The organism is Myxococcus sp. CA056 (assembly GCF_013336715.1).
Taxonomy (GTDB): Bacteria; Myxococcota; Myxococcia; order Myxococcales; family Myxococcaceae; genus Myxococcus; species Myxococcus llanfairpwllgwyngyllgogerychwyrndrobwllllantysiliogogogochensis.
In genome coordinates this window covers 993,158-1,015,973 of the sequence record NZ_JABUMT010000001.1, presented here as the reverse complement: position 1 = coordinate 1,015,973, position 22,816 = coordinate 993,158, and the positions used below count along the sequence as shown (strand labels likewise).

Here is a 22,816-nt window from a genome sequence, read left to right as displayed (position 1 = left end):
GCGGGGAGTGTCCGAGAAGCTTCGCGGAGTGTCCGCCTCGGACGGATGTTGAACGTCGGCCCGAGAAGCGGGTTGGCGTGTCCCTCGGAGGAACCTAGGGTCGGTCGCCATCCACCATGTCCCGAGCCTTGCTGCCTGAAGACCATCGTCGACTCGTCACCCAAGCCCTGGCCGCACTCGATGTCCGCAACCTGGTCCTGAGCATCCACGACCCCAGCTTCCCCAGTCTTCCGCACGAGGACACGGGCCGAGGCTCGCCCTATTCGGAGGGCGCGGCCCGCTTCCTGGACACCGCGCACACGCTGGGCTTCACGGGCATCCAGTTGGGGCCCCAGGGGCAGACGTCGGAGTCGAACGCCTCGCCGTATGACGGCACGCTCTTCTCTCGCAACGTGCTCAACGTGGCGCTCGCGGAGCTGGAGGACGAGGCTTGGGGGGCGTTGCTCCCACGAGGACGTGTGGCCGCGCTCGCGGAGGCCCGCTCACGGTCCTCGAGTCCCGGAGAGCGCTACCGGCGGGCCTTCCGCGCGCAGCTCGAGGCGCTCGATGAGGCGTGGACGTCGTTTCGTCACCAGAGCGCCAGTCCCAACGCTTCCGCCGCCGTGCGCGAAGTGTCCGCGCGCTTCAACACCTTCCGTCAGCGACACCGCGCGTGGCTGCTGCGCGACGCGCTCTTCGACGTGCTGTGCGCGGAGAAAGGTGTCCTGGACTGGAGGCCGTGGGCGGACTCGTTGGATGGACGGTTGTGGAGTCCTCGACCGGGCGCCGAAGGTGTCGCTGCCGCGCGGGTGCAGGCGCTGGAGGCACAGTACGCGGAGACCCTGGAGCGCTATGCCTTCTTCCAGTTCCTGGTGCATGCACAGCATGAAGTGCTGCGCGAGCGCACGGCGTCGTTGAGCCTGAAGCTCTACGGCGACCTGCAGATTGGCTTCTCACCGCGCGATGCGTGGGCGTGGCAGGGCTTGTTCCTGCGGTCGTATCTGATGGGCGCTCCGCCGAGTCGCACCAATCCGGAGGGCCAGCCGTGGAACTATCCGGTGTTGGACCCGGAGCAGTACTTCGCGGAGGGCGGTGAAGGTCCCTTGCTGGGCTTCCGGCCCGGAGCGGTGCTGCGCTTCATGGATGCGCGCATGGACAAGATGCTCGCGGAGTACGACGGGCTGCGGCTGGACCATCCCCATGGGTTGGTGTGTCCGTGGGTCTATCGCGCGGGGGAGTGGGACGCGTTGGGGGCGGTGCAGCACGGCGCGCGCCTCTTCTCCTCGCCGGACCTCACGGACCACCTGGAGCTGGCGCGCTACGCGCTGGTGAGCCCCCAGCAGTTGGACCGTTCGCTGCCGAGGTACGCGGATGGCGAGGTGAAGTCGCTCACGCCCGAGCAGGTGCAGCGCTTCAGCGTCCTCTTCGACACGGTGGTCGCGGCGGCGCGGCGCAACGGCCGGGATTTGGGCGACCTGCTGGGCGAGGTGCTGAGCACGTTGCCGTATCCGTTGGGGCGGGTGATGGCGCGTTATGGGCTGGGCCGCTTCCGCGTCACGCAGAAGGCGGACCTGCGCAATCCTGCGGACGTATATCGCAGCGAGAACGTGGCGCCCGAGGACTGGATGATGGTGGGCAACCACGACACGAAGTCGCTGTGGCGTCTGGTGGGGGACTGGCAGTGGCGCGGCACGCTGCGGGCGCAGGCGGATTATCTGGCGACCCGACTGTGTCCCGAGCCCGAGCGGCGAGAGGACTTCGCACGAGCGCTGGCGGCGGACCCGGGGAAGCTCGCGCAGGCGAAGCTGGCGGACCTGTTCGCCAGTCGCGCGCGCAATGTCATGGTGTTCTTCACGGACTTGCTGGGGATACCGGAGACGTACAACGAGCCGGGCACGGTGGATGAGCGCAACTGGTCGCTGCGCGCGCCGACGGACTGGATGCGGGAGTATCGCGAGCGCCTGCGAGGCGACGCCGCGATGAACCTCCCCGGCGTGCTGGCCCTGGCGCTGCGAGCAGGAGGGGAGCCCGCGCGGGAGAAACACCGTGAGCTGCTCGCGGGGCTCGACCGGCTCGCGGAGGAGCTGAGGGAAGGCCGGTAGCGCGTGTGCCCCGACTGCGCCCGCGCGGCATGAAGTGACGCCTCCGCGAGCGCCCCGACGGCGCCCGCGCGGCATGACGTGACGCCTCCACGAGCGCCCCGACGGCGCCCGCGCGGCATGACGTGACGCCTCCACGAGCGCCCCGACGGCGCACGCGCGGCATGACGTGACGCCTCCGCGAGCGCCCGGGGCTGGCATTGCGCACGTGCGACCGACGGGCAGCGAACCGTGACGTGCCCCCATCATGTGGAGGGCGCCAGCATCGCGCACGTGCGACCGATGGGCCGCGAACCGCGACGTGCCCCATGGGTGTGAAGGGGCTGGCATCGCGCACGTGCGACCGGCGGGCCGCGAAGCGAGGTGTGTCCCACGCTCGCTTCACGTCCGCCCTCAAGTGCTAGTGAAGCGGGACTCCCTGCCCCGCTTCACATCCCCGCTCAGTGCTGCACGTCCACCACGAGGCGCGTGGGCTCGCGCAGCTCCAGGACGCGGAACGCCTGGACGCTCTTGTTGCCCAGCACCCACGTCACCTCGCCTTCGAAATCACAGGTGCGCTCCAGCTCCAGGAGCACGGGCAGCGCCGGCTTCAGCTCGCGCGTGGCCACCGTCGGCTGGCCCGCATCGGTATGTGCTCGCGCGGGAGTGAAGGTCACCTGGAGCTGCCCCTTGCCCGCGAGCGACGCCGGGTCTCCCGAACCACACTGCACCACCGGCTCCTTCGCGTACCCCACGCGGTAGCCGGGCAGCTGCGTCCCCTCGAACTCGAACACCACGCGGTCGAAGTCTGGATGCGCGCCCGCGCGCACCGAGCGCAGTGTGGCCTGGGGTGCATCCTGCCGCTTCATGTCCACGACCCCGGAGGTCCACTCGCGATTCTTCGGGTCCTCGGGCGTGTACCCACCACCACTCGGCGGCGTCTTGCCGGGTGCTTCCTTTCCAGGAGGCTCCGTCGGTTCGGTGGGCTCTCCGGAGGGAACGGGAAGCTCCTCGTCCTGAGCGCCACCGCGGACAGGCACCCCCGTGCTCCCCGTCGTCACGACATGCACGGGAGGCTTCGCGGCGGCCTCGCCCTCGCGAGGAAGCGTCCCCTCGGGCGGGCTCGAGGGCAGGGCGGGGGTGTCATCGGGAGGAGGCAGCTCGGCCGCGGGATGGGGCGGCGCTTCCTCTTTCTTCGAGCAACCGGTGGCCACGAGGCACCCGGCGAGCCACAGCGACGACAGCCATCGTCCGGCACGCTTCATCGTTCCTCCCCTGTCGGCCCACAGTGGCCGTGAGGAACTCCCTCTCTCACGACAGGAGGCGCGGTGCCAGCCTCCCGCCAGGGACTCGATGACGAGAAGACGACAGACCCTCCGCCCGCGCACTCGGGGCGAAGGGTCCTTGGACTCCCGGGACTTCAGTCTGCCGAAGGCGTCGCGCGCACGAAGGCGCCCAGGTCCGCGTCGCGCAGGAAGTGGACCAGCACGCCGTCAATCTTCCGCGTGCCGTTCTCCACCACGGTGGGCTTGAGGAAGAAGAGGTTGTTCCAGTTGAAGTCATACAGCGCCTGCTCGGCGGCGTCGGACCAGCTCCCATCCATGCGGCCGTGGTAGTAGCCGAGCTTGCGCAGCACGCGCTTCACGTCGCTCGCCGTATCGGCATCCAGCGTCACCCGGTCCGCGGGAAACACATCCGCGAGCGTGCCCTGGTAGCGATTCAGCTCCACGCCCAGCTCCTGCAAGGCCCGGGTGCTGCCGTGGACGACCGCCTCCGCGAGCACGTGGGTATAGAACGCGGTCTCGATGGTGGAGTTCCAGACGCGGATGACGCCCGAGCGCTCTCCATTGCGGTCCCCACCCACGCGCGCCCCAGCCTTGAGCGAGGCATACAGTCGCTGCGGCAGACTGCCCCGCGCCTGACGAAAGCCGTCCGCCATGGCCCGGCACATGTCGGGGGTGCTCATGTTGTTGGCCTGCACCACGAACGTGTCGCCCTTGACGGAGCAGGTGTGCTCGCTGTTCTCCGAGCCCGAGCGCTGGCCCACCGTCACGCTGCCATCCGGGTGGAGCTTCACCGCGGCGAGCTGGCGGATGGTGGCATACGGGTCCGAGGCCAGCACCGTGTCGATGGCCTCCTGGGGCGCGGTGCCCGAGTCGATGCGCGCGATGACCGCCTGCGCGTCATCCACCGAGGGCAGCGCCATGGTGGCCACCGCCACGTCCGAGCGGCCGTAGGGCACCAGTCCGCTGACGCCGCTGGGGAAGGAGATGACGGCCATGCCGCACGACTTCTCCACCGGGTCACACGCCACGACGGCGCGCGTGCCGAAGATGCTCGGGTTGAAGGGGCGGTCCGCCGCGGACGCCTGGGTGGAGCCAAGCAACACGGACGCAGCGACGAGCAGGCCACGCTTGAACGGCTTCATGCACGTACCTCGGGGCAGGGCTCCGCCGGGGCCGAGCAACCATCTCTCGACGCGGATGAGACCCTTCATGTCTGGGGTTGGGTGTGCGCGATGAGACACCGAGGCGCGGGTCCGGCCCGCTCCTCGGAACTTCTGGCTCCATGAACGCCACGTCGCTTCAAGGCATATCGGGAAGACTCGGAGACCCGTGCCGGCCGTCAAGCTCCGGATTCAGGGTGAGGACCGACGGCCCGAGGAGGGCCCGCTGGCCCGGGTGCCCCGCGTATCTCGCTTCCGGGAAAATTGTAGCTGTGGCACTCCCCCCAGAAGTTTCAGACGCGCCCCACAAGGGCCCGGGTGGCGGGTATGGTCCGCGCCCGGCCGCAGCCCGCGTCCCCCCCTTACGCGCACGAACCGGAGACAGATTCCCCATGGCTCTCGACCTCACCTCCCTCCCACGTCCCTCGCGGGACGACGCCTCCATTGGCACGATGGCGCGGGGCCTCGTTGGCAGCGAGATTCTCCGCATCGCCGCGGAAGTCCGTGAGCTCGTCGCCAAGGGCCGCAAGGTGTGCAACCTCACCGTGGGCGACTTCAGCCCGCGCGAGTTCCCCATCCCCGACGGCCTGCGCCAGGGCATCGCCACCGCGCTCCAGGCGGGCGAGACGAACTATCCGCCCTCCGACGGCGTGCTGGACCTACGCCAGGCGGTGCAGCGCTTCTATGAGCGCGCCCTGGGCCTGAAGTATCCGCTGGAGGGCATCGTCATCGCGGGCGGCGCCCGGCCCATCATCTACGGCACCTACCGCGCCGTGCTCGATGACGGGGAGACCGTGGTCTACCCGGTGCCGTCGTGGAACAACAACCACTACGTCCACATGATGAACGCCAAGGGCGTCGTCGTGACGACGGACCCGTCGCACGGCTTCATGCCCACGCTGGAGCAGCTCGCGCCGCACCTGGGCACCGCGCGCCTGTTGTGCCTGTGCAGCCCGCTCAACCCCACGGGCACCATGATTTCGTCCGACGTGCTGGGCGCCATCTGCGAGCGCGTCGTCGCGGAGAACCGCCAGCGCGAGAAGCAGGGCAGGAAGCCGCTCATCCTGATGTACGACCAGATTTACTGGGTGCTGAGCTTCGGCGCGGTGAAGCACGTGACGCCGGTGGAGCTGGTGCCGGAAGTCGCCCCGTACACCGTGTTCGTGGACGGCATCTCCAAGGCGTTCGCCGCGACGGGCGTGCGCGTGGGCTGGGGCGTGGGCCCGCCGGCCATCATCGCTCGCATGCGCGACGTGCTCGGCCACGTCGGGGCGTGGGCGCCCAAGGCGGAGCAGGTCGCGGTGGCCCGCTACCTGGATGACGTGCCCGCCACCGAGTCCTTCCTGACGGAGATGCGCCAGCGCGTGGACGCGCGCCTGGAGGCGCTGCACACGGGCCTGACGCGCATGCGCGACGCGGGGCTGCCGGTGCGGCACATCGCGCCCCAGGGCGCCATCTACCTGTCCGTCCAGTTCGACCTGGTGGGCAAGGGCGGCCTGAAGACGAATGACGACATCCGCAAGCTGCTCCTGGAGAAGGCCAGCTTCGCGGTGGTGCCCTTCCAGGCGTTCGGCCTGAGCGAGGACACCGGCTGGTTCCGCCTGTCCGTGGGCGCGACGTCGGTGGCGGAAATCCAGGAGGCCCTGCCCCGCGTGGAGGCCGCCCTGCGCGAGGTGCTCGCCGCGAAGTAGTCGCCGTCGGTGCCGGGCCCCGCGCGGCGTCCTGGATGGGCGCGGGGTTCGGGAATACACGGAAAGGGCTGGAGTTCAGCCGGGTACTTCGTGCCAATGCTCAAGCGATTCGTGGATGTACGTGACGAGGAAGTTCGCGCGGTCCTCGGGTCCTTCGTCTATTTCTTCACGCTGATGTGCGGCTACGCCATCCTCCGTCCCATCCGCAACGAGATGGGGACGGCGGGCAGCGTCAAGGGCCTGCCGTGGCTCTTCACCGCCACGTTCATCGTCATGCTGCTGGCGGTGCCGGCCTTCTCCGCGCTGGTGGCGCGCTGGCCCCGGCGGGTGGTGCTGCCGCGCATCTACCGCTTCTTCCTCGTCAGCCTCCTGGCCTTCTTCGTGCTGCTGAAGCTGGACGTGGCGAGGGAGCCGGTGGCGCGGGTCTTCTACATCTGGCTGAGCGTCTACAACCTGTTCGTGGTCTCCATCTTCTGGAGCTTCATGGCGGACGTGTTCGCCGGCGAGCAGGGCAAGCGGCTGTTCGGCTTCATCGCCGCGGGTGGCACCACGGGCATGCTGGTGGGGCCCTTTCTGGTGGGGCGACTGGCGGAGCCGGTGGGGCCGGTGAACCTCATCCTCGTGTCCGCGGTGCTGCTGGAGGTGAGCGCGCAGTGCGTGCGCTGGCTGAGCCGCTGGGCCCGGGACGTCCAGCATCAGCCCCTGTCGGCGGAAGCGCCCGTGGGTGGCGGGGTGCTGGCCGGGCTGCGGCTCCTGGTGGCGTCGCCCCTCCTGCTCGCGCTCGGGCTCCAGGTGTTGCTCTACGCGGCCACGTCCACCTTCCTGTACTTCCAGGAGGTGAAGCTGGTGGCGGAGGTGGGCAAGGACGCGGCCTCGCGCACCGCGCTGTTCGGCGACATCGACTTCTACGTGCAGCTGTTGACGCTGGCGCTCCAGACGCTTGTCACCGGGCGCATCATCTCCAGACTGGGATTGGGCGCGGCGCTGGCGGTGGCGCCGGTGCTCACGGGGCTGGGCTTCCTGGGGCTGGCGGCGGTGCCGGTGCTCGGGGTGCTCGTGGCGTTCAAGGCGCTGCGGGGTGCCAGCCACTACGCGCTGGAGCGGCCCTCGCGCGAAATCCTCTTCACCACGGTGGACCGGGAGGCGCGCTACAAGTCCAAGAGCTTCATCGACACGGTGGTGTACCGGGGCAGCGACACGGTGAGCGCGTGGTTGCAGGGTGGGCTGACCGCTCTGGGCCTGGGCATGACGGGGTTGTCATTGGCGGCGGTGCCCCTGGCGGGGCTGTGGCTCGGTGTGTCGCTGTACCTGGGGCGGGAGCAGCGGCGACTGTCCCGGGAGGCCGGGGGTGCGCTCGCGCCCGTCGCCGCCGATAATGCCGCCGCCCGCTGAAGTGTGCCTCGCAGTGCTTCCTCGTCGCTCCTCGGGATGGTCGCGGGGAGCGGGGGTTGAGACGAACCTCGCAGCAGGAGACGACACGACATGAAGCTGTCTCGCAGAGACCTGATTCAAGGCGCTGTGACGGTGGGCTCGCTGTGGGCCCTGGGGTGTGCGACGTCGGGCTCGTCGGGTGGCGCGTCCGGTGAGTCGGACTCCCAGGAGAAGGGGGCCTCGGGCGCGAAGGCGAGCAAGCCCTTGAGCATCCTCATCCTGGGCGGCACGAAGTTCCTGGGTCCGGCGCTGGTGGAGTCCGCGCAGGCGCGAGGCCACACCGTCACGCTGTTCAACCGAGGCAAGACGAATCCGGGCCTCTTCCCGAACGTGGAGAAGCTGCAGGGGGACCGGGACCCGACGAAGGCGGAGGGTCTCAAGGCGCTGGAGGGCCGCAAGTGGGACGCGGTGGTGGACACGTCGGGTTACGTGCCGCGCATCGTGAAGGCCTCGGCGGAGTTGCTCGCGCCCAACGTGGGGCACTACACCTTCGTGTCCACCATCTCCGTCTACAAGGACGCGTCGAAGCCCGGCCTCACGGAGACGGCGCCCGTCGCCACGGTGGCGGACGTGACGACGGAGGACGTGGACACGCACTACGGCGCCCTGAAGGCGCTGTGCGAGCAGGCCGCGGAGAAGGCGATGCCCGGCCGCACGTTCAACGTCCGTCCCGGCCTCATCGTCGGGCCGGATGACCCGACGGACCGCTTCACGTACTGGCCGGTGCGAGTGGCGCGAGGGGGCGAGGTGCTCGCGCCCGGCACGGGGCATGACACCACCCAGTTCATCGACGCGAGGGATTTGGCCGCGTTCATCATCCTGGGGGTGGAGCAGAAGCTGTCGGGGCCCTACACCGCGACGGGGCCCTCGAAGCCCCTGGTGATGCGCGACTTCCTGGAGCGCAGCAAGAAGGCGCTGAACAGCGACGCGCGCTTCGTCTGGGCGCATCCGTCCTTCCTGGAGAAGCACAAGGTGGAGCCCTTCGGTGACATGCCGGTCTGGGTGTCGCCCACGGGCGAGGACGCGGGCCTGTTGCGGGTGAACATCGACAAGGCGTTGGCGGCGGGGCTCACCTTCCGCCCGCTGGAGGAGACGGTCCGCGACACGGTGGCCTGGTTCAACGCGGAGCCGCCCGAGCGTCAGGCGAAGCTGCGGTCGGGCATCAAGCCGGAGCGGGAGAAGGAAGTGCTCGCCGCGTGGCACCAGGAGCACGACAAGGGCAACGCCCACGCGGGTTGAGGTGTGTCAGGCGCGGATGACGGTGACGCGCCGACCCGAGGGCGTCCGGGCCTGTTCGGCCCGGGTGCGCTCGGCGATGGAGGGCTGGTTCGAGCGGCGGTCGAAGAGCATCAGCCAGCCGTCATCCAGTCCCAGGCCCTGGAGATAGCCGTCGAGCTGCTCCAGGCCCTCGGTCAGCGGGTCGGACTCGCGGTCCCTCCAAACCTTGATTTCAATGGCGAGGGTGTCCGGCCCATGGCGCACGCACAGGTCCATGCGCCCGCGACCGATGGCGTACTCGCGCTCAATCGTGCCGCCCCCATTCACCACCCGGTGGAGGAAGGCCATGAGCACCAGATGTGGGGCGACCTCGTGGTAGGGCGCGGTGGCCAGCAACGGCTCGCCATGTTGGCGCCAGAATGCGAGGAAGGCGTCTCGCAGCTGTTCGACGTCCAGTCGCCCATCGGGCTTCAACCAGGAGGGCTGGATGGAGGGGAGCGTGTCGCGCGTGCCTGACGCCAGCGAGCGGACGAGAATCTCGCGGTAGATGGGATTGGCCACCTCGAGCGTGCCGGACTCATTCCGGCGCAGCAGCCCCAGGTCGACGGCGAAGCGGCGGTCATCCTCGGGGACGTCGCCCAGGAGCTGCCCCGCGAGCATCGGCTCGAGGATGGCTCGGATGCGAGGCTCGCGCAGCCGCGCCGCGAGGCTGTCCAGGTGGGTCTCCTGGCGGTAGATGAGGATGGCCTTGGCTCGCTCCATGTCCTCGCGGCGGATGGGCTGGGACAGCTCGGGCACCAGCTCCTCGACCGCGACCTTGGCCAGGGCGTTGACGAGCCACGGCTGGCCTTGCGTGAGTTCGAAGGCGAGCGCGAGGGCTTCGGGCTCGAAGCGCTGACCCGTGTCCGTGGTGTGCTGGGAGTAGAGCTCCGTGACTTCATCCTCGGTGAAGTCGCGCAGGGTGAGCGAGCGCACCTTGATGTTGAACGGGCTGGAGGTCGCCAACCTGTCTCCGTCGTCGGAGGACACCTTGTAGTCGCGCACGTCCCGCAGCCCGATGAGTGCCATGGCGGAGGGGAAGTGCCCGGGACGGTTGCGGTGGCCGTCCCGGAGTTGTCGGAGTACGGAGACCAGCACGCCATCACGGAGTGCATCGACTTCATCCAGGAACGTGACGAGCGGCTTGTCGGTGGCCTCGGACCAGGCCGCGAGCGCGGTGGCGACGCGGTTGCCGGGCGGTGCCTCGGGAAACTCTGGAGGCTGGGACGCGGGAGGAAGCTGGGCGCGCGTGGCGAGTCGCCAACTGGAGAGGATGGCGGCCTCCGCCGCGCCGGTGTCCTGTGGGAAACCCGCCCCGGCCTCCATGCTGACGAGGGCCGCCACGTAGCGTCCCTCCGACGTGAGCTCTCGGGCGAACGACAGGAGCGCCGTGGTCTTGCCCACCTGTCGTGGCGCGTGGACGACGAAGTAGCCCTGCTGCTCGACGAGCCGCCGCACTTCGGGCAGCCTCCGCATGGCTGGCAGCATGTAATGGTGGTCCGGATTGCACGGACCGGCGGTGTTGAACCAGCGGGGCATGTCCGGAAGGTACTACGCCTCCTTCGCTGGGGGAGGCATGGACTTGGAGGGGCCTCGATGACGTCCACGTTCCACGGGCACGGCGTCGCCGTGCTGCTCTCGTTGTCGCTCGTGGCCTGTGGCGGCAAGGACATCCGTCCCGAGGGTCCCAGCGAGCCCTCCGCCTGTGCTCCGCTGAACCTGGAGCGGAACGTGGACCTGGAGGGATTCCACACGGACCGCTACACGTGGCGCGATGGAGGCTGCGCGCCGCGCTCGGCCTTCCTGGTGCGCAACGACTCCGCGGACCCCGCGGGTTGGCACGGTGGCTACGTCCGTCGCTACGTCTACGAAGCGGACGGCGCCGCGCGCACCTGTGACGGCGCCAATGACGGTGTCCCCGGCTGGGGCATGGTGACGTGTCACCTCCGCGCCGGCACCACCTGGGGCAACTGGACGGAGGGAGTGACGGGCACCGGCCGCACCCTCTTCGCGGGACGTCACCACGCGCTGCACGAGTTCCGCTGGCCCTTGCCGCTCGGTGGCCACGTCGTCCAGGTGACGGTGCACTATCTCTTCGCCACCGGCAGGGACCATCCGCTCTACGCCATCACCCACGACGTCTCGAGCGTCCCGCCGGATGCGCTGGAGGCCGACGTGCGCTCGCCCTATGGCGACCTGCTCTTCGACGGCAACGCGAACGCCGAAATCGCCGGCCTTGGCTGGGGAGACCGTCACCGCTTCGTGACGCTGTCCTCCCCCGTGACGATGGCCAGCGGCTGGGACTACCGCGAGCCCAACGTCGTCCCCTACACCCGCATGTGGACCTCCGCGCCGGACGCGGAGATGGGCGTGGTGCAGACGCAGCCCTGGCTCCAGAAGCCCGCTGGTGGCTACTGGCTCTACCAACAGGGCTGGGGACAGCGCGACGCGGACGGCCCCCTGCCCGACGACTGGAACTGGACCTACCAGCTCAACCAGTACCAGTTGCCCACGACGACTCGCTCCCATCGCATGGCCTGGGGCAGCAACTATGGTGCGCTCGGCTGGCGCCAGTACGCGCGCTACGGCGATGACGGCATGCTCTCCGGCCACCCCTACCAGAGCTACTCCGTATTCATGGTGCTGGGGCCACATTCGGAGGACCCGGTGCGGCGGCGCGCCTCGGAGGTCGAGTCCTGGCAGGCCGTGCGCCTGTCCGCCACCGAGGGCACCGTGGCCACGCACGGCCCTGGCGGCGTCGGTCGCTCGGACGCCGTGCCCTATGACGTGCCTGGCTACAACCCCGTCTACGCGACGTGGGAAGCCCGCGTGACGGGCAACCGCGCGCGCCTGCGCTTCGACGTGGGCCGTGGTTCCCTGGTGCACTCCGTGGTGGTGCTGCGCGGCTACACCGCCTCCACCCCGCCCGCGCGCGTGCTGCTGGACGACCAGGTCCTCGCCGCCGACGTGGACTGCTTTGCCTCCGTGGACGACGCGGGCGATGCGCTGTGGCTCACCCTGAACCGCACCCTCACCGGCACCGCGACGCTGCGCGTGGAGTGATTCGGGGCCCTGAAAAAGCAACGGGGGATGCCCCGATGAACTCGGAGCACCCCCCGGTATGACCCTTGCTCAGGTTCGCTCTCCCCCTCTGAAGAGCGTCACCCCCGGGTCCCCCTGCCACAGATGGCGCCGCCCCCGCGACGCCATCCTCCTACCCGCCATGCATCTTTTCCGGAGGGCCTTGGACCCCTCCAGCGAAGCGAAAGTGCGCTCCCCCCGGTGCGCATGCTGACTGCACTGCTTTCGGGATGTCTCGAGTGCCCCCAAGCACCCACACCCCTTTGAATCGGGCTTAGGGCCAGTACTCCGCGGGACGCGAGACTGCTCGCAATCGCGCCAGGGTCTGCGCCCAGCCAAACGTCTGCGGGCGCATGGACGCCACCCGCGTGACTGTTTCCATCTCCCCCCGTAGCAACCCCAGCGCGCTCGACTTCGTCAGCACCGCCAACTGCTTGCGCTTCGCCCCCGCGAAGACGGCAAGCTCTGGTACCGCGATGTCCCCCTCTGGTGCTTCAAGCGCGCCCGGACGCTCCCCTCTGATGCGAGCCCCCGTCTTCCGGGCCGTGGCTCCCCGTCCCCTGACCCCTCGCTTCACACCGTCCGGCCGCGCGTTTCCCCCCGGAACCCGCTGGCCCGACTCCTGCGCGACGTGCGACATTCGCCTCTCCCTTCGCACCATCGTTGACTGCCTTCCCCCCGTGACTCGCGCCGTGGCGCGTGTCGACCAGGGCATACTGGCCCAGCCGGTAGAATGAGTTTTCCTCGTTAGCGCCAAACGCTTGCGCGAAAGCGCCAGCTTGTCGGGCGACCTGGCGGCGGGCGGAACGTGCCGGATTCCACCCTCGGTGGTGGCGACCCGGGAGGTCGTCGGGCCGGTGAGGCGCGAGGGGTGGTGGAGTGGGGCGGTTTTCCTCGGCTGGACGGGCGGCGGACGGGCGTGACGGGTAGGGACAGCGAGGGGCTGGGCATGTCAGCCTGACGCGGTAGGGAAGAGGGTTGCGACGTGGGCTCGGGGCTGGCTCCCGGGTGGTGGCGGGTGGGCGGGAGGGGACTGGTTTCATGAGGTGGGAAGCGATGGGCGAGTCGCCCGGCGAGGACAGGCGAGGCGGTACGGAGGGCGCGGCGGGCCGGGCCTCGGGGCGTGCGTCCCTGCTGGCGGTGCTGGCGGAGAAGCCGTCCGTGGCGCGCGACATCGCCCGGGTGTTGGGCGCGCAGGAGCGCGGCGACGGCTTCCTGCGTGGCAACGGCTATGTGGTGACGTGGGCGATTGGCCACCTGGTGGGCCTGGCGCAGCCGCACGAGATTCGGCCGGACTGGAAGAAGTGGAGCCGGTCGCTCCTGCCCATGTTGCCGGGTGACTGGCCGCTGGTGGTCTCCGAGCAGACGCGTTCGCAGTTCGACGTGGTGCGCCGGGTGCTGACCTCGCCGGACGTGGGCGGGGTGGTGTGCGCCACGGACGCGGGCCGCGAGGGCGAGCTCATCTTCCGCTACATCTATGAGGCGGCGGGGTGTCGCAAGCCGGTGCGGCGGCTGTGGGTGTCGTCGCTGACGGAGCGCGCCATCCGGGACGGCTTCCGGCAGCTCAAGGAGGGGCGGGAGTATGACTCGCTCGCCTCGGCGGCCATGGGACGCAGCCGCGCGGACTGGCTGGTGGGGATGAACCTGTCGCGCCTGTACACGCTGGCGCACGGAGGGCAGGGGGAGATGTTGAGCGTGGGGCGGGTGCAGACGCCCACGCTGGCGATGGTGGTGGAGCGGGAGCTGGCCATCCGGAGCTTCGTTCCCCGGGACTACCTGGAGGTGGTGGCCACCTTCGCGCCGCAGGGGAAGGGCGTGGCGGCGGGGGCTCGGTACGACGGGACATGGTTCCGCTCCGGGCCGGATGGCAAGCCCGTGGTGCCACCGGGAATGGAGGGCGTGCGCGAGTCCCGGCGGCTGGACGCGGATGGGGTGGATGCGCAGGCCGTCATCGACCGCGTGAAGCGTGGACGGGCGGCGATTGAATCGCTGGACGCGGAGGAGAAGAAGATGGCTCCTCCGCTGCTCTACGATTTGACGGAGCTGCAGCGTCACGCCAACCGGCTGTATGGCTTCAGCGCGCAGCGCACGCTGGAGGTCGCGCAGGCGCTCTACGAGAAGCACAAGCTCCTGAGCTATCCGCGCACGGCGAGCCGGCACCTGTCCGAGACGGTGGCGGACACTCTGCCGGAAGTGGTGGGTACCGTGCGCGGGCCGTACGAGGAGGACCTGGCGCCGGGGACGGGCGCGCGGCCCCTGGGTCGGCGCTACGTGGATGACGCGAAGGTGACGGACCACCACGCCATCATTCCGACGCCCACGTCACCGCAAGGACTGCGGCTGTCTCCGGACGAGCAGCGCATCTACGACCTCGTGTGCCGGCGGTTGCTCCAGGCATGGCACGAGGACCACGTGTGGCGGGTCACCACGGTGGTGACGGCGGTGATGTCGCCCGGGCCGCAGAGCGCGGTGCCCGTGGTGGACCGCTTCCAGAGCACGGGCACCCAGGTGGAGCGGGTGGGTTGGAAGGTGCTGGATATCGGCGGAGGCAAGAAGGCGCCGAAGCCGAAGGCCGAGTCGCGCAAGGGTGACGAGGACGCGGAGCCGGACGACGAGCCGCAGTCGTTGCCTTCGGGGTTGGAGCGAGGGCAACCGCAGAAGGTGGAGGACGTGAAGGCGGTGAAGAAGCGCACGCGTCCGCCTCCGCGCTTCACGGACGCGTCGCTGCTGACGGCGATGGAGACGGCGGGAAGGGCGCTGGACGAGAAGGAGCTGGCGGATGCGATGCGCGAGACGGGGCTGGGGACGCCCGCCACGCGTGCGTCCATCATCGAGGTGTTGCTGGACCGCGAGTACCTGGTCCGCTCGGGGAAGGTGCTGGAGGCCACGGAGAAGGGGCTGCACCTCATCCAGGTGGTGCACCCGGACGTGAAGACGCCGGCGATGACGGGCCAGTGGGAAGCATGGCTTCAGCGCATCGAGCGAGGGGAAGGACGGCTCGACGAGTTCATCCGGGGCATCGAGAAGTATGTCACCGAGGTGGTGGGCCATGGCCCCACGGGGCCGGCCCAGGCGATGCCGTACGGGGCCTCGACTTCGCGGGTCGTGGGGGCAGGGCGAGGGATGGATGGGGGCGGGGAGGGGACAGTGGCGTTTCGTGAGCGGTCGGGGGCCGGGGGTGGCGGATACGCCGAGGCGAGCACGGGTGCCTCGCGTCGTATGGGCGAGGCCGCTGGTGTCGATGTGAGCGGGGGGCGCGGTGCCCAGCAGATGGCGGGGCCCATCGCTTCGGACTCACTCGGAGGAATGACCCCTCGCGGTGCTCGGAGTGCCGCCTTCTCGGACTCAGGCATGGGCGGTGGGGCAAGGCGCGCGGAGTCCTTGTCGTTCTCCGATTCGAGCGCGAGCGGTGGTGGGCGGCGCGCGGAGTCCTCGTCGTTCTCGGATTCGAGCGCGGGCGGTGGTGCTCGTCGTACAGAGTCTTTGTCGTTCTCGGACTCGAGCGAGGGCGGTGGTGCTCGACGGCCGGACGCCGCGTCGTTCTCGGACTTGAGCGCGAGCGGTGGTGCTCGACGGCCGGACGCCGCGTCGTTCTCGGACTTGAGCGCGAGCGGTGGTGCTCGACGGCCAGACGCCGCGTCGTTTTCGGACTTGAGCGCGAGCGCTGGTGCTCGTCGTACGGAATCGCTGTCGTTCTCGGATTCGAGCGCGCCGCCGGTTTCTCGCCGTGCGCAGAGCACGGCCTTCTCGGACTCGGCCGTGGTGACGACTCCGCGACGTACGGGGACACAGGGCTCTTTGAGTTCGGGCGTGTCTCGAGGAGCGTCGGCCTCGCGGGGCGGGTTCGCTCCACCCCCGGGCCAGCGGCCCGAGCGGGTGAATCGCGCGCCCACTCCGCCGGACAAGCTTCGCCCGCTGCTGAAGGAGGCCTTCGGCTTCTCCGAGTTCCGCCCCTACCAAGAGGCCGTCTGTCGCGCGGCCACCGCGGGCGAGGACCTGCTGCTCGTCATGCCCACGGGCGCGGGCAAGTCGCTCTGCTATCAGCTCCCCGGGCTGGCTCGCGCCGGGACGACCATCGTCGTCAGCCCGCTCATCGCGCTGATGGAGGACCAGGTGTTGCGGCTCCAGTCGCTCGGCTTCGCGGCGGACCGCATCCACTCAGGACGCGACAGGGCCAATTCGCGGCAGGTGTGCTTCGACTACCTGGAGGGGAAGCTCGACTTCCTGTTCATCGCTCCAGAGCGACTCGGTGTGCCGGGCTTCGTGGAGTTGCTGGCGCGCCGCCCTCCCACGCTCATCGCCATCGACGAGGCCCACTGCATCTCCCAGTGGGGCCACGACTTCCGGCCCGACTACCGGTTGCTCGGCGCACGGCTCCCGCTGCTTCGCCCCGCGCCCGTGGTGGCACTCACCGCCACCGCCACGCCCGACGTGCAGCGGGACATCGTGCAGCAGCTCGGACTGCTGGGCGCGGGAGGCCGCGCGCGCACCTTCATCCACGGCTTCCGCCGCACCAACATCGCCATCGAGGTGCGTGAGCTGAACCCTGGTGCTCGCGGTGATGCCATCCACGGGTTGCTCCAGGACGAGGAGAACCGCCCCGCCATCGTCTACGCGGCCACGCGCAAGCACGCCGAACAGCTCGCGGAGACCCTGGCGGGGGACTTCCCCTCGGCCGCGTACCACGCGGGGCTCCCCCCGGAGAACCGAGACAGGGTCCAGGCCGAGTTCCTCCGAGGCTCGCTGGAGGTCATCGTCGCCACCACGGCGTTCGGCATGGGCATCGACAAGGCGGATGTCCGCACCGTCATCCACGCCGCGTTGCCCGCGAGCCTGGAGGGGTACTACCAGGAGCTGGGGCGCGCGGGCCGCGATGGGAAGCCGTCTCGCGCCGTGCTGCTGCACTCGTACATCGACCGGCGCACGCACGAGTTCTTCCACAAGCGCGACTATCCCGAGGCCTACGTCCTGGAGCGACTGTTCCAGTCCACGGCGCTGGAGCCGGAGCCGAAGCAGGCACTCCAGGGCCGCGTGCGAGGAGATCCGGAGGTCTTCGACAAGGCGCTGGAGCAGTTGTGGATTCACGGCGGCGTGGTGATGACGCCCGACGAGACGGTGCGGCGTGGACGGCCCACCTGGTCGGCCGCGTATACGGCGCAGCGCGACCGCAAGCTGCTGCACCTGGAGCAGATGGGGCGCTATGCGGAGGCCCATGGCTGCCGCATGAAGCAACTGGTGGGGCACTTCGGTGACACCCAGGACTCCGGTGAGGCGTGCGGCCTGTGTGACGTGTGCGCGCCGGAGTCGTGCGCCACGCTGCGCTTCGCGGAGCCCTCGGCGTCGGAGCGACACTGGCTGGAGCGCATCCTGGAGTCGCTCCAGGAGCGGGATGGGCAGGCCACCGGACGCCTCCACCGGGAGCTGTTCGGTGATGCACTGCCCCGACGCGACTTCGAGCGGCTCGTTGGAGGCCTCGTGCGCGCCGGGCTGGCGCGGCTGGAGGTCGACTCGTTCGACAAGGACGGACAGGTCATCTCCTTCCAGCGACTCTCCCTGACGGACGAGGGACGGCGCACCCGCGCGGTGGACCCTCGGCACGTCGTCCTTCCGCTCGCGCTGGAGAAGGCGGCCAAGCGCAAGCGCGGGAAGACCCAGGCAAGCAGCGGGAAGGCGACGAAGCGCTCGACCCGGAGTGGCACGCGGAGCACCAGTGGCCGGGCGCGTGGCGCGGGTGAAGAGGCCGGTGCGCGCCAGTGGCGTGCGTCTCCGCCAGCGGAGGACTCCGACCAGCGCTCCTCGTGGAATGCCTCCCGGGGGGGCGCTGGCGAGCGGACCGACTCCGGTGCTTCTCCGGCGGGGCGGGCCGCGTCGTCCGCGAGCGAGGCTCCGTGGGGCGCGACTCGAAGCCGCCGCGTGGAGCTGGACGACTCCGCTCCCGAGGAGGTCGCGGCGCGGGGCAGGGGGAGACGGGGGGCGAGCGCGGTGGAGCAGGTGGAGGCGCCGCCTCCCGCGTTGGTGGATGCGCTGAAGGCGTGGCGGCTGGCGGAGGCGCGCAAGCGCAAGGTGCCCGCGTTCCGCATCCTCACGGACCGGGTGCTGGGCGCCATCGCCGCGGCGCGGCCGGAGAACGGCGCGGCGCTCATGGCCATCCACGGCGTGGGGCCCGCCCTCACCGAGCGCTACGGCTCCCAGATTCTCTCGCTCGTCGCTCGCAAGCGCTGACGACCTGGCGGGCTCTCGCGCGAGGCCCCGTGGCCTCTCGCGGGGCTGGCACGACACACGCCCAGGTCGGCCTTCGCTCCACGCAAGGGAGGACGTGCCGCGGGCTCACTCGCCCGCCTCCCTTCACGCGAGGGCGGCCGAGCAGACCCGCGGCTTCGCGCCATTGACGGGTAACGCGGAGCACTTCCTCGCCTTCACCCCGCCCTCGAAAGAGGGCTGCTTGCGTCCTCGAGGCCGCGCGACCGCCGCGCGCGGACACCCGTGACGGTGCGCCCATGGAAAACTTCTTCTCTCGCTTCCTGCTCGGAGCAACCTGCCGGGCGCGAAGTCCTTTTCCCTGCCCGTGGGGGCACTGTGTCTCCCTCCGTCCCTGCGTCACCTTTCGGCCCAGCTACCGCGATGGCGAGCAACCGCAGCACGAGGGGGGAGCGGAAGATGGAACTCGGATTCGAGACGATCGGAAACGCCACACTCATCTGCCACGACAACGGACCGGTGCTGGTCACCGACCCATGGACTCATGGAGCCGCATACTTCGGGAGCTGGACGCTGTCCCACGAGATTCCCGAGGAGGTGCGTGAGACCATCCAGCGCTGTCAGTACGTCTGGCTGTCCCATGGACACCCGGACCACCTGAGCGCGGAGTCCCTGGAGAAGCTGCGCGAGCAGACCATCCTGGTGCCCAACCACTTCGGCGGGCGCATCCGCGACGACCTGCGCGAGCAGGGCTTCAACGTGCACGTGCTGGTGGACCGCGTGTGGACGCAGCTGTCTCCGCGCATCCGCGTCCTGTGCATCCCCGACATGAATCAGGACGCCGTGCTCCTGGTCGACGTGGACGGACGGCTGCTCGTCAACCTCAATGACGCGGGAGACCGGGGTTGGGGCCGCTTCGTGCGAAGCATGGTGCGCCGGTATGACGAGTCGTACCTGCTGGCCCTGTCCGGTTACGGCGACGCGGACATGATCAACTACTTCACCGAGGACGGGCAGCGCATCATCCCCTACGCCGCGGCGAAGACGCCGGTGGGGCGCACCATCGCCCGGCAGGCGGAGTTCTACGGCGCGCGCTACTTCGTGCCCTTCAGCTCCATGCACAAGTACCAGCGCGCGGACTCCATCTGGGCCTCCGAGTACACGACGACGCTGGAGGACTACAGCCGCGGCTTCGAGTCGGAGTCATGCACGCTCTTGCCAGCCTTCGTCCGCTGCGACTTCGCCAAGGACGACAAGCAGCTCATCCGCCCCAAGGAGCGCGCGCTCCTGCCGGTGGACCCGAAGGAGTTCGGCGACGACTGGGGGGAGATGCTGGAGGCGGACGAGGCCCGGACGCTGCGCGAGTATTTCGGGGCCATCGAGCACCTGGGCTCCGTGCTCGACTTCCTCCGCTTCCGCGTGGGCGGCCAGGACCACGTCATCGAGTTCCATCACCGTCGCTTCCGCCGGGGCATCACCTTCGAGGCCCCGCGCAACTCGCTGATGACGGCCGTGCGCTACCGCGTCTTCGATGACCTGCTCATCGGCAACTTCATGAAGACGACGCTGCACGGCGACTTCGGCGAGGGACGGCTGTACCCGGACTTCAGCCCCTACGTGGCCAAGTACGCGGACAACGGCAAGGCCCGCACGCGCAACGAGCTGAAGACGTACTTCTCCGAATACCGCCGCAGGGACCCGGTGGGCTTCCTGCGCGGCCAGGTGGAGGCGCACTGCGTGAGGCCGCTCCAGACGCAGTCGGCGGAGCTGTTGCGCACGCTGCTGCCGTCGGACTCCACGGCGTTCCGCACCGCCAAGGAGACCTTCTGGAAGGTGCGGCGCGCGCTCCTGTGAGCCGCCGCTTCCGCTAGAGATACGGAGACAGGAGCCGGGCCAGCCCATCCCTCAACCGGATGGGCAGGGGCCGGGCATCCACCTGCTCCCGGGTGAGAGGACGCGAGCGTGACAGTCGCTCCTCCACCACCGCCTCCAGCCGCCCGGCCAGCTCCGCGTCGTAGCACTCCACGTTCAGCTCGAAGTTGAGCCGCAGCGAGCGCGGGTCCCAGTTCGCGGAGCCGATGAGCCCCCACTCGCCGTCCACCACCATCAGTTTGGTGTGGTCGAACGGGGGCTCGGTGAGGAAGACCCGGCACCCCGCCGCCAGCACCTGCCAGAGCTGCGCGGTGCTGGCCCATTGCACCACGGGCAGGTTGCCCTTCCTGGGCAGCACCACGTCCACGCGCACCCCGCGCAGCGCCGCCACGTTGAGCGCGGTGATGAGCGCCGCGTCCGGCAGGAAGTACGGCGTGACGATGCGCACCGACGTGCGCGCCGTGGACAGCGCCCCGAGCAACACCGTGCGCAGCTTCTCGAAGTCCTCGTCCGGCCCGTCCGGAATCCCCCGCGCCAGCACCGCGCCCGCCGGGGCCTGCTCGGGAAACCACACGTCCCCGCTCAGCTTCTCCCGCGTGGTGAAGACCCAGTCCTCGGCGAAGGTCTCCTGCAACTGCGCCACCACCGGGCCCTCCAGGTGGAAGTGCAAGTCGCGCGCGGCGCGCTCGCCCGGCCAGAACTGCTCGCGGATGTTCATCCCTCCCGTGAAGCCCACGCGCCCATCCACCACCAGCACCTTGCGGTGGTTGCGCAGGTTCATGAAGGGCAGCCGGTAGGGCATCAACGAGGGCAGGAAGCGCGCGGCCGTCACCCCCTCGCGCTTGAGCCGGCCCAGAATCGTGGGCCACGTGTAGCGCGCGCCCACCGCGTCCACCAACACCCGCGTCTCCACCCCACGCCGCACCGCCGCGCCCAGCATCCCCGCGAAGTGCCGGCCCGCCACGTCGTTGTCGAAGATGTAGCTGCACAGGGAGATGGACGTGCGCGCGCCCTCAATCGCCTCCAGCATGGCCGGGTACGCGTCCGTCCGGGACTCCAGCACCGTGACGCGATTGCCAGGCAACAGCGGCCGGTGCAGCACTGCGTCCCCCAGCCGCGCCAGCGGTGCCAGGTGCGCGACCTCTGGCTTCACCCGCGACACGCCCTCCGCCACCACGGCCTCCACGCCGCGGATGGGCGGAAACAACCCGTGCTCACGCCGAGGCGACAGCGAGCGAGCGCGACGACGGATGCGGTTGATGCCCAACAACAGATAGAGCACCGCGCCCAGCACCGGCACCAGCCACACCAGGCCCACCCAACCCACCGCCGCGCGCACGTCCCGCTTGCGCAGCACCACGTGCGTGCTGGCCAGCACACTCACCAGCACCGTCAGCACCGCCGCCACATGCGGCCACGCCGCTTCCAGCCAGGTGAGCACCGCGGACATGTCGAACGGGAGAGGGGACACGGACCGCTCCGGCTATACACGGGACGCCCGCCACGGCGCAGCGCGGTGCGGACTCCCCTCGCGGGGCGCGCTGCGTTGGGCCCGCTTGACGCAGCCTGACGGCGGGTGCATCCTCGCTGACCCTTTCCGCTCCCGATGCGAGTGCGAGGCGACCTGTCCAGGTTTGATACGACCCCAGGGTAGCTGACTGATTCGCGGACAGCACTGTCCGATTCCTGAACAGTCCCCGTCGCGAGCGGAAAACCCAATCCAGACAGCAGGTTCCACGGCTGCGTGTCAGGTCCGTTTACGTTCGGGTTTCACGACCTGGAGTGCGGATACTCCAGATTAAACCTTGAGAGCAGCTTTTGCCACTATGGGCCGTTCTTGGCCCGACAGTTGCTCAAGGCCGGGTCGCGTCGGGCCGCGGCTGGTGGAGGAACCAGGCGGACGGCGCATCCCCCGCAGTTGCTCGTTCCGAGGAAATACCGATGCTCAAGTTCCGCTCCATGGCGTTGCTGGCTGGTGTCGCTCTTCTGGGTACCGCGTGTGGTGGCCCCGAGGCCTCCGAGACGCAGGCGCCGAAGATGACGTGGGAGGAGTTCCGCGCGAGTGCCGTGCAGGATCCGGAAGGCAAGTGGATCTTCGACATGGACCAGTCCGTGGACAACGAGGAGGAGCTGCGCGCCTACTTCGACAACAACGTCACCCCGGACCAGGGCAAGAGCCACGAGGGTCTGGCCGTGTACAACGTCGGTGGTGGCGCGGCGAATGACCGCAAGTGGAACGCCACGCAGAAGGGCAACCTGACCTACTGCATCAGCAACACCTTCGGCACGACCAACAAGGCGAAGCTGGTCACCGCGATGAACAGCGCGACGGCGGCCTGGGAGGCCACCGCCAGCGTGAACTTCATCCACAGCACCAGCTACGACGCCAGCTGCACGGCGTCGCAGGCGGGCGTGCTGTTCGACGTGCGTCCGGTGAACTCCGGTGGCCAGTACCTGGCGCGCGCGTTCTTCCCCGGCTCGGCTCGCTCGGGCCGCAACGTCCTCGTCGACAACACGGCCTTCGGCAGCATCGCGCCGTGGACGCTGGCGGGCATCCTGCGCCACGAGCTGGGCCACGTGCTCGGCTTCCGTCACGAGCACACCCGCCAGTCCACTCCCTGCTTCGAGGACAACAACTGGCGCGCGCTGACGGCGTATGACCGTTCGTCGGTCATGCACTACCCCCAGTGCAACGGCACGCAGACGGGCGACCTCATCCTGACCAGCCTGGACAAGACGGGCGCTCGCGCGCTGTACCCGTGATTTGACTTCGACTCACCCGG

At 69.6% G+C, this 22,816-nt stretch carries 13 protein-coding genes; 8 read left to right on the top strand and 5 right to left on the bottom strand.

Annotated features, from left to right (window positions below; translation table 11 throughout):
• Positions 1-116 precede the first annotated feature (116 nt).
• Positions 117-2,081, top strand: a complete 1,965-nt coding sequence (locus HUA76_RS04075; protein WP_174460048.1) for a 4-alpha-glucanotransferase — start codon at positions 117-119, stop codon at positions 2,079-2,081.
• Positions 2,082-2,518: 437 nt separating this feature from the next.
• Here the strand turns inward: HUA76_RS04075 and HUA76_RS04070 are convergent, their stop codons facing one another.
• Together HUA76_RS04070 and HUA76_RS04065 are read right to left on the bottom strand one after the other, a co-directional pair.
• Positions 2,519-3,322 (bottom strand): hypothetical protein, encoded by an 804-nt coding sequence (locus HUA76_RS04070; protein ID WP_174460047.1) that lies wholly within the window; start codon positions 3,320-3,322, stop codon positions 2,519-2,521.
• Positions 3,323-3,477: 155 nt separating this feature from the next.
• Positions 3,478-4,485 (bottom strand): DUF1028 domain-containing protein, encoded by a 1,008-nt coding sequence (locus HUA76_RS04065; protein WP_174460046.1) that lies wholly within the window; start codon positions 4,483-4,485, stop codon positions 3,478-3,480.
• Between the two features lie 410 nt (positions 4,486-4,895).
• Between HUA76_RS04065 and HUA76_RS04060 the strand changes: the two genes are divergently transcribed.
• The 3 genes from HUA76_RS04060 (at position 4,896) to HUA76_RS04050 (ending at position 8,864) form a co-directional block, all read left to right on the top strand.
• Positions 4,896-6,194, top strand: coding sequence for a pyridoxal phosphate-dependent aminotransferase (locus HUA76_RS04060; RefSeq protein ID WP_141649003.1), 1,299 nt, complete (start codon positions 4,896-4,898; stop codon positions 6,192-6,194).
• Positions 6,195-6,290: 96 nt separating this feature from the next.
• On the top strand, positions 6,291-7,586 hold the full coding sequence (locus HUA76_RS04055) for an NTP/NDP exchange transporter (RefSeq protein ID WP_141649002.1): 1,296 nt from the start codon (positions 6,291-6,293) through the stop codon (positions 7,584-7,586).
• 90 nt (positions 7,587-7,676) lie between these two features.
• The gene (locus HUA76_RS04050) at positions 7,677-8,864 is read left to right on the top strand and encodes an NAD-dependent epimerase/dehydratase family protein (protein ID WP_141649001.1); all 1,188 of its coding nucleotides are present in this window, start codon (positions 7,677-7,679) and stop codon (positions 8,862-8,864) included.
• Between the two features lie 6 nt (positions 8,865-8,870).
• On the opposite strand, the gene HUA76_RS04045 is transcribed toward HUA76_RS04050, so the two are convergent.
• On the bottom strand, positions 8,871-10,421 hold the full coding sequence (locus HUA76_RS04045) for an ATP-binding protein (protein ID WP_174460045.1): 1,551 nt from the start codon (positions 10,419-10,421) through the stop codon (positions 8,871-8,873).
• Between the two features lie 57 nt (positions 10,422-10,478).
• Here HUA76_RS04045 and HUA76_RS04040 point away from each other — a divergent pair, with 57 nt between their 5' ends.
• Positions 10,479-11,945, top strand: coding sequence for a hypothetical protein (locus HUA76_RS04040; protein ID WP_174460044.1), 1,467 nt, complete (start codon positions 10,479-10,481; stop codon positions 11,943-11,945).
• A gap of 292 nt (positions 11,946-12,237) precedes the next feature.
• Here HUA76_RS04040 and HUA76_RS04035 read toward each other — a convergent pair whose 3' ends face one another.
• Positions 12,238-12,603 carry a hypothetical protein gene (locus HUA76_RS04035; RefSeq protein WP_174456936.1) on the bottom strand — a complete coding sequence of 122 codons (366 nt, stop codon included), beginning with the start codon at positions 12,601-12,603 and terminating at the stop codon, positions 12,238-12,240.
• A gap of 401 nt (positions 12,604-13,004) precedes the next feature.
• Between HUA76_RS04035 and HUA76_RS04030 the strand changes: the two genes are divergently transcribed.
• Positions 13,005-18,185 carry a DNA topoisomerase 3 gene (locus tag HUA76_RS04030; protein ID WP_254613979.1) on the top strand — a complete coding sequence of 1,727 codons (5,181 nt, stop codon included), beginning with the start codon at positions 13,005-13,007 and terminating at the stop codon, positions 18,183-18,185.
• 435 nt (positions 18,186-18,620) lie between these two features.
• Positions 18,621-20,015 (top strand): MBL fold metallo-hydrolase, encoded by a 1,395-nt coding sequence (locus HUA76_RS04025; RefSeq protein ID WP_174460043.1) that lies wholly within the window; start codon positions 18,621-18,623, stop codon positions 20,013-20,015.
• Positions 20,016-20,028: 13 nt separating this feature from the next.
• Here the strand turns inward: HUA76_RS04025 and cls are convergent, their stop codons facing one another.
• Positions 20,029-21,483, bottom strand: a complete 1,455-nt coding sequence (gene cls / locus HUA76_RS04020) for a cardiolipin synthase (protein ID WP_141648850.1) — start codon at positions 21,481-21,483, stop codon at positions 20,029-20,031.
• A gap of 491 nt (positions 21,484-21,974) precedes the next feature.
• On the opposite strand from cls, the gene HUA76_RS04015 reads away from it, so the two are divergent.
• Positions 21,975-22,796, top strand: coding sequence for a matrixin family metalloprotease (locus HUA76_RS04015; RefSeq protein ID WP_174460042.1), 822 nt, complete (start codon positions 21,975-21,977; stop codon positions 22,794-22,796).
• The last annotated feature ends 20 nt before the right edge of the window (positions 22,797-22,816 follow it).

Bases quoted from the DNA above. Each gene is read 5' to 3' on its own strand.
- HUA76_RS04075 (WP_174460048.1), top strand. From the start codon at position 117: ATGTCCCGAGCCTTGCTGCCTGAAGACCATCGTCGACTCGTCACCCAA.
- HUA76_RS04070 (WP_174460047.1), bottom strand. From the start codon at position 3,322: ATGAAGCGTGCCGGACGATGGCTGTCGTCGCTGTGGCTCGCCGGGTGC.
- HUA76_RS04065 (WP_174460046.1), bottom strand. From the start codon at position 4,485: ATGAAGCCGTTCAAGCGTGGCCTGCTCGTCGCTGCGTCCGTGTTGCTT.
- HUA76_RS04060 (WP_141649003.1), top strand. From the start codon at position 4,896: ATGGCTCTCGACCTCACCTCCCTCCCACGTCCCTCGCGGGACGACGCC.
- HUA76_RS04055 (WP_141649002.1), top strand. From the start codon at position 6,291: ATGCTCAAGCGATTCGTGGATGTACGTGACGAGGAAGTTCGCGCGGTC.
- HUA76_RS04050 (WP_141649001.1), top strand. From the start codon at position 7,677: ATGAAGCTGTCTCGCAGAGACCTGATTCAAGGCGCTGTGACGGTGGGC.
- HUA76_RS04045 (WP_174460045.1), bottom strand. From the start codon at position 10,421: ATGCCCCGCTGGTTCAACACCGCCGGTCCGTGCAATCCGGACCACCAT.
- HUA76_RS04040 (WP_174460044.1), top strand. From the start codon at position 10,479: ATGACGTCCACGTTCCACGGGCACGGCGTCGCCGTGCTGCTCTCGTTG.
- HUA76_RS04035 (WP_174456936.1), bottom strand. From the start codon at position 12,603: ATGTCGCACGTCGCGCAGGAGTCGGGCCAGCGGGTTCCGGGGGGAAAC.
- HUA76_RS04030 (WP_254613979.1), top strand. From the start codon at position 13,005: ATGAGGTGGGAAGCGATGGGCGAGTCGCCCGGCGAGGACAGGCGAGGC.
- HUA76_RS04025 (WP_174460043.1), top strand. From the start codon at position 18,621: ATGGAACTCGGATTCGAGACGATCGGAAACGCCACACTCATCTGCCAC.
- cls (WP_141648850.1), bottom strand. From the start codon at position 21,483: ATGTCCGCGGTGCTCACCTGGCTGGAAGCGGCGTGGCCGCATGTGGCG.
- HUA76_RS04015 (WP_174460042.1), top strand. From the start codon at position 21,975: ATGCTCAAGTTCCGCTCCATGGCGTTGCTGGCTGGTGTCGCTCTTCTG.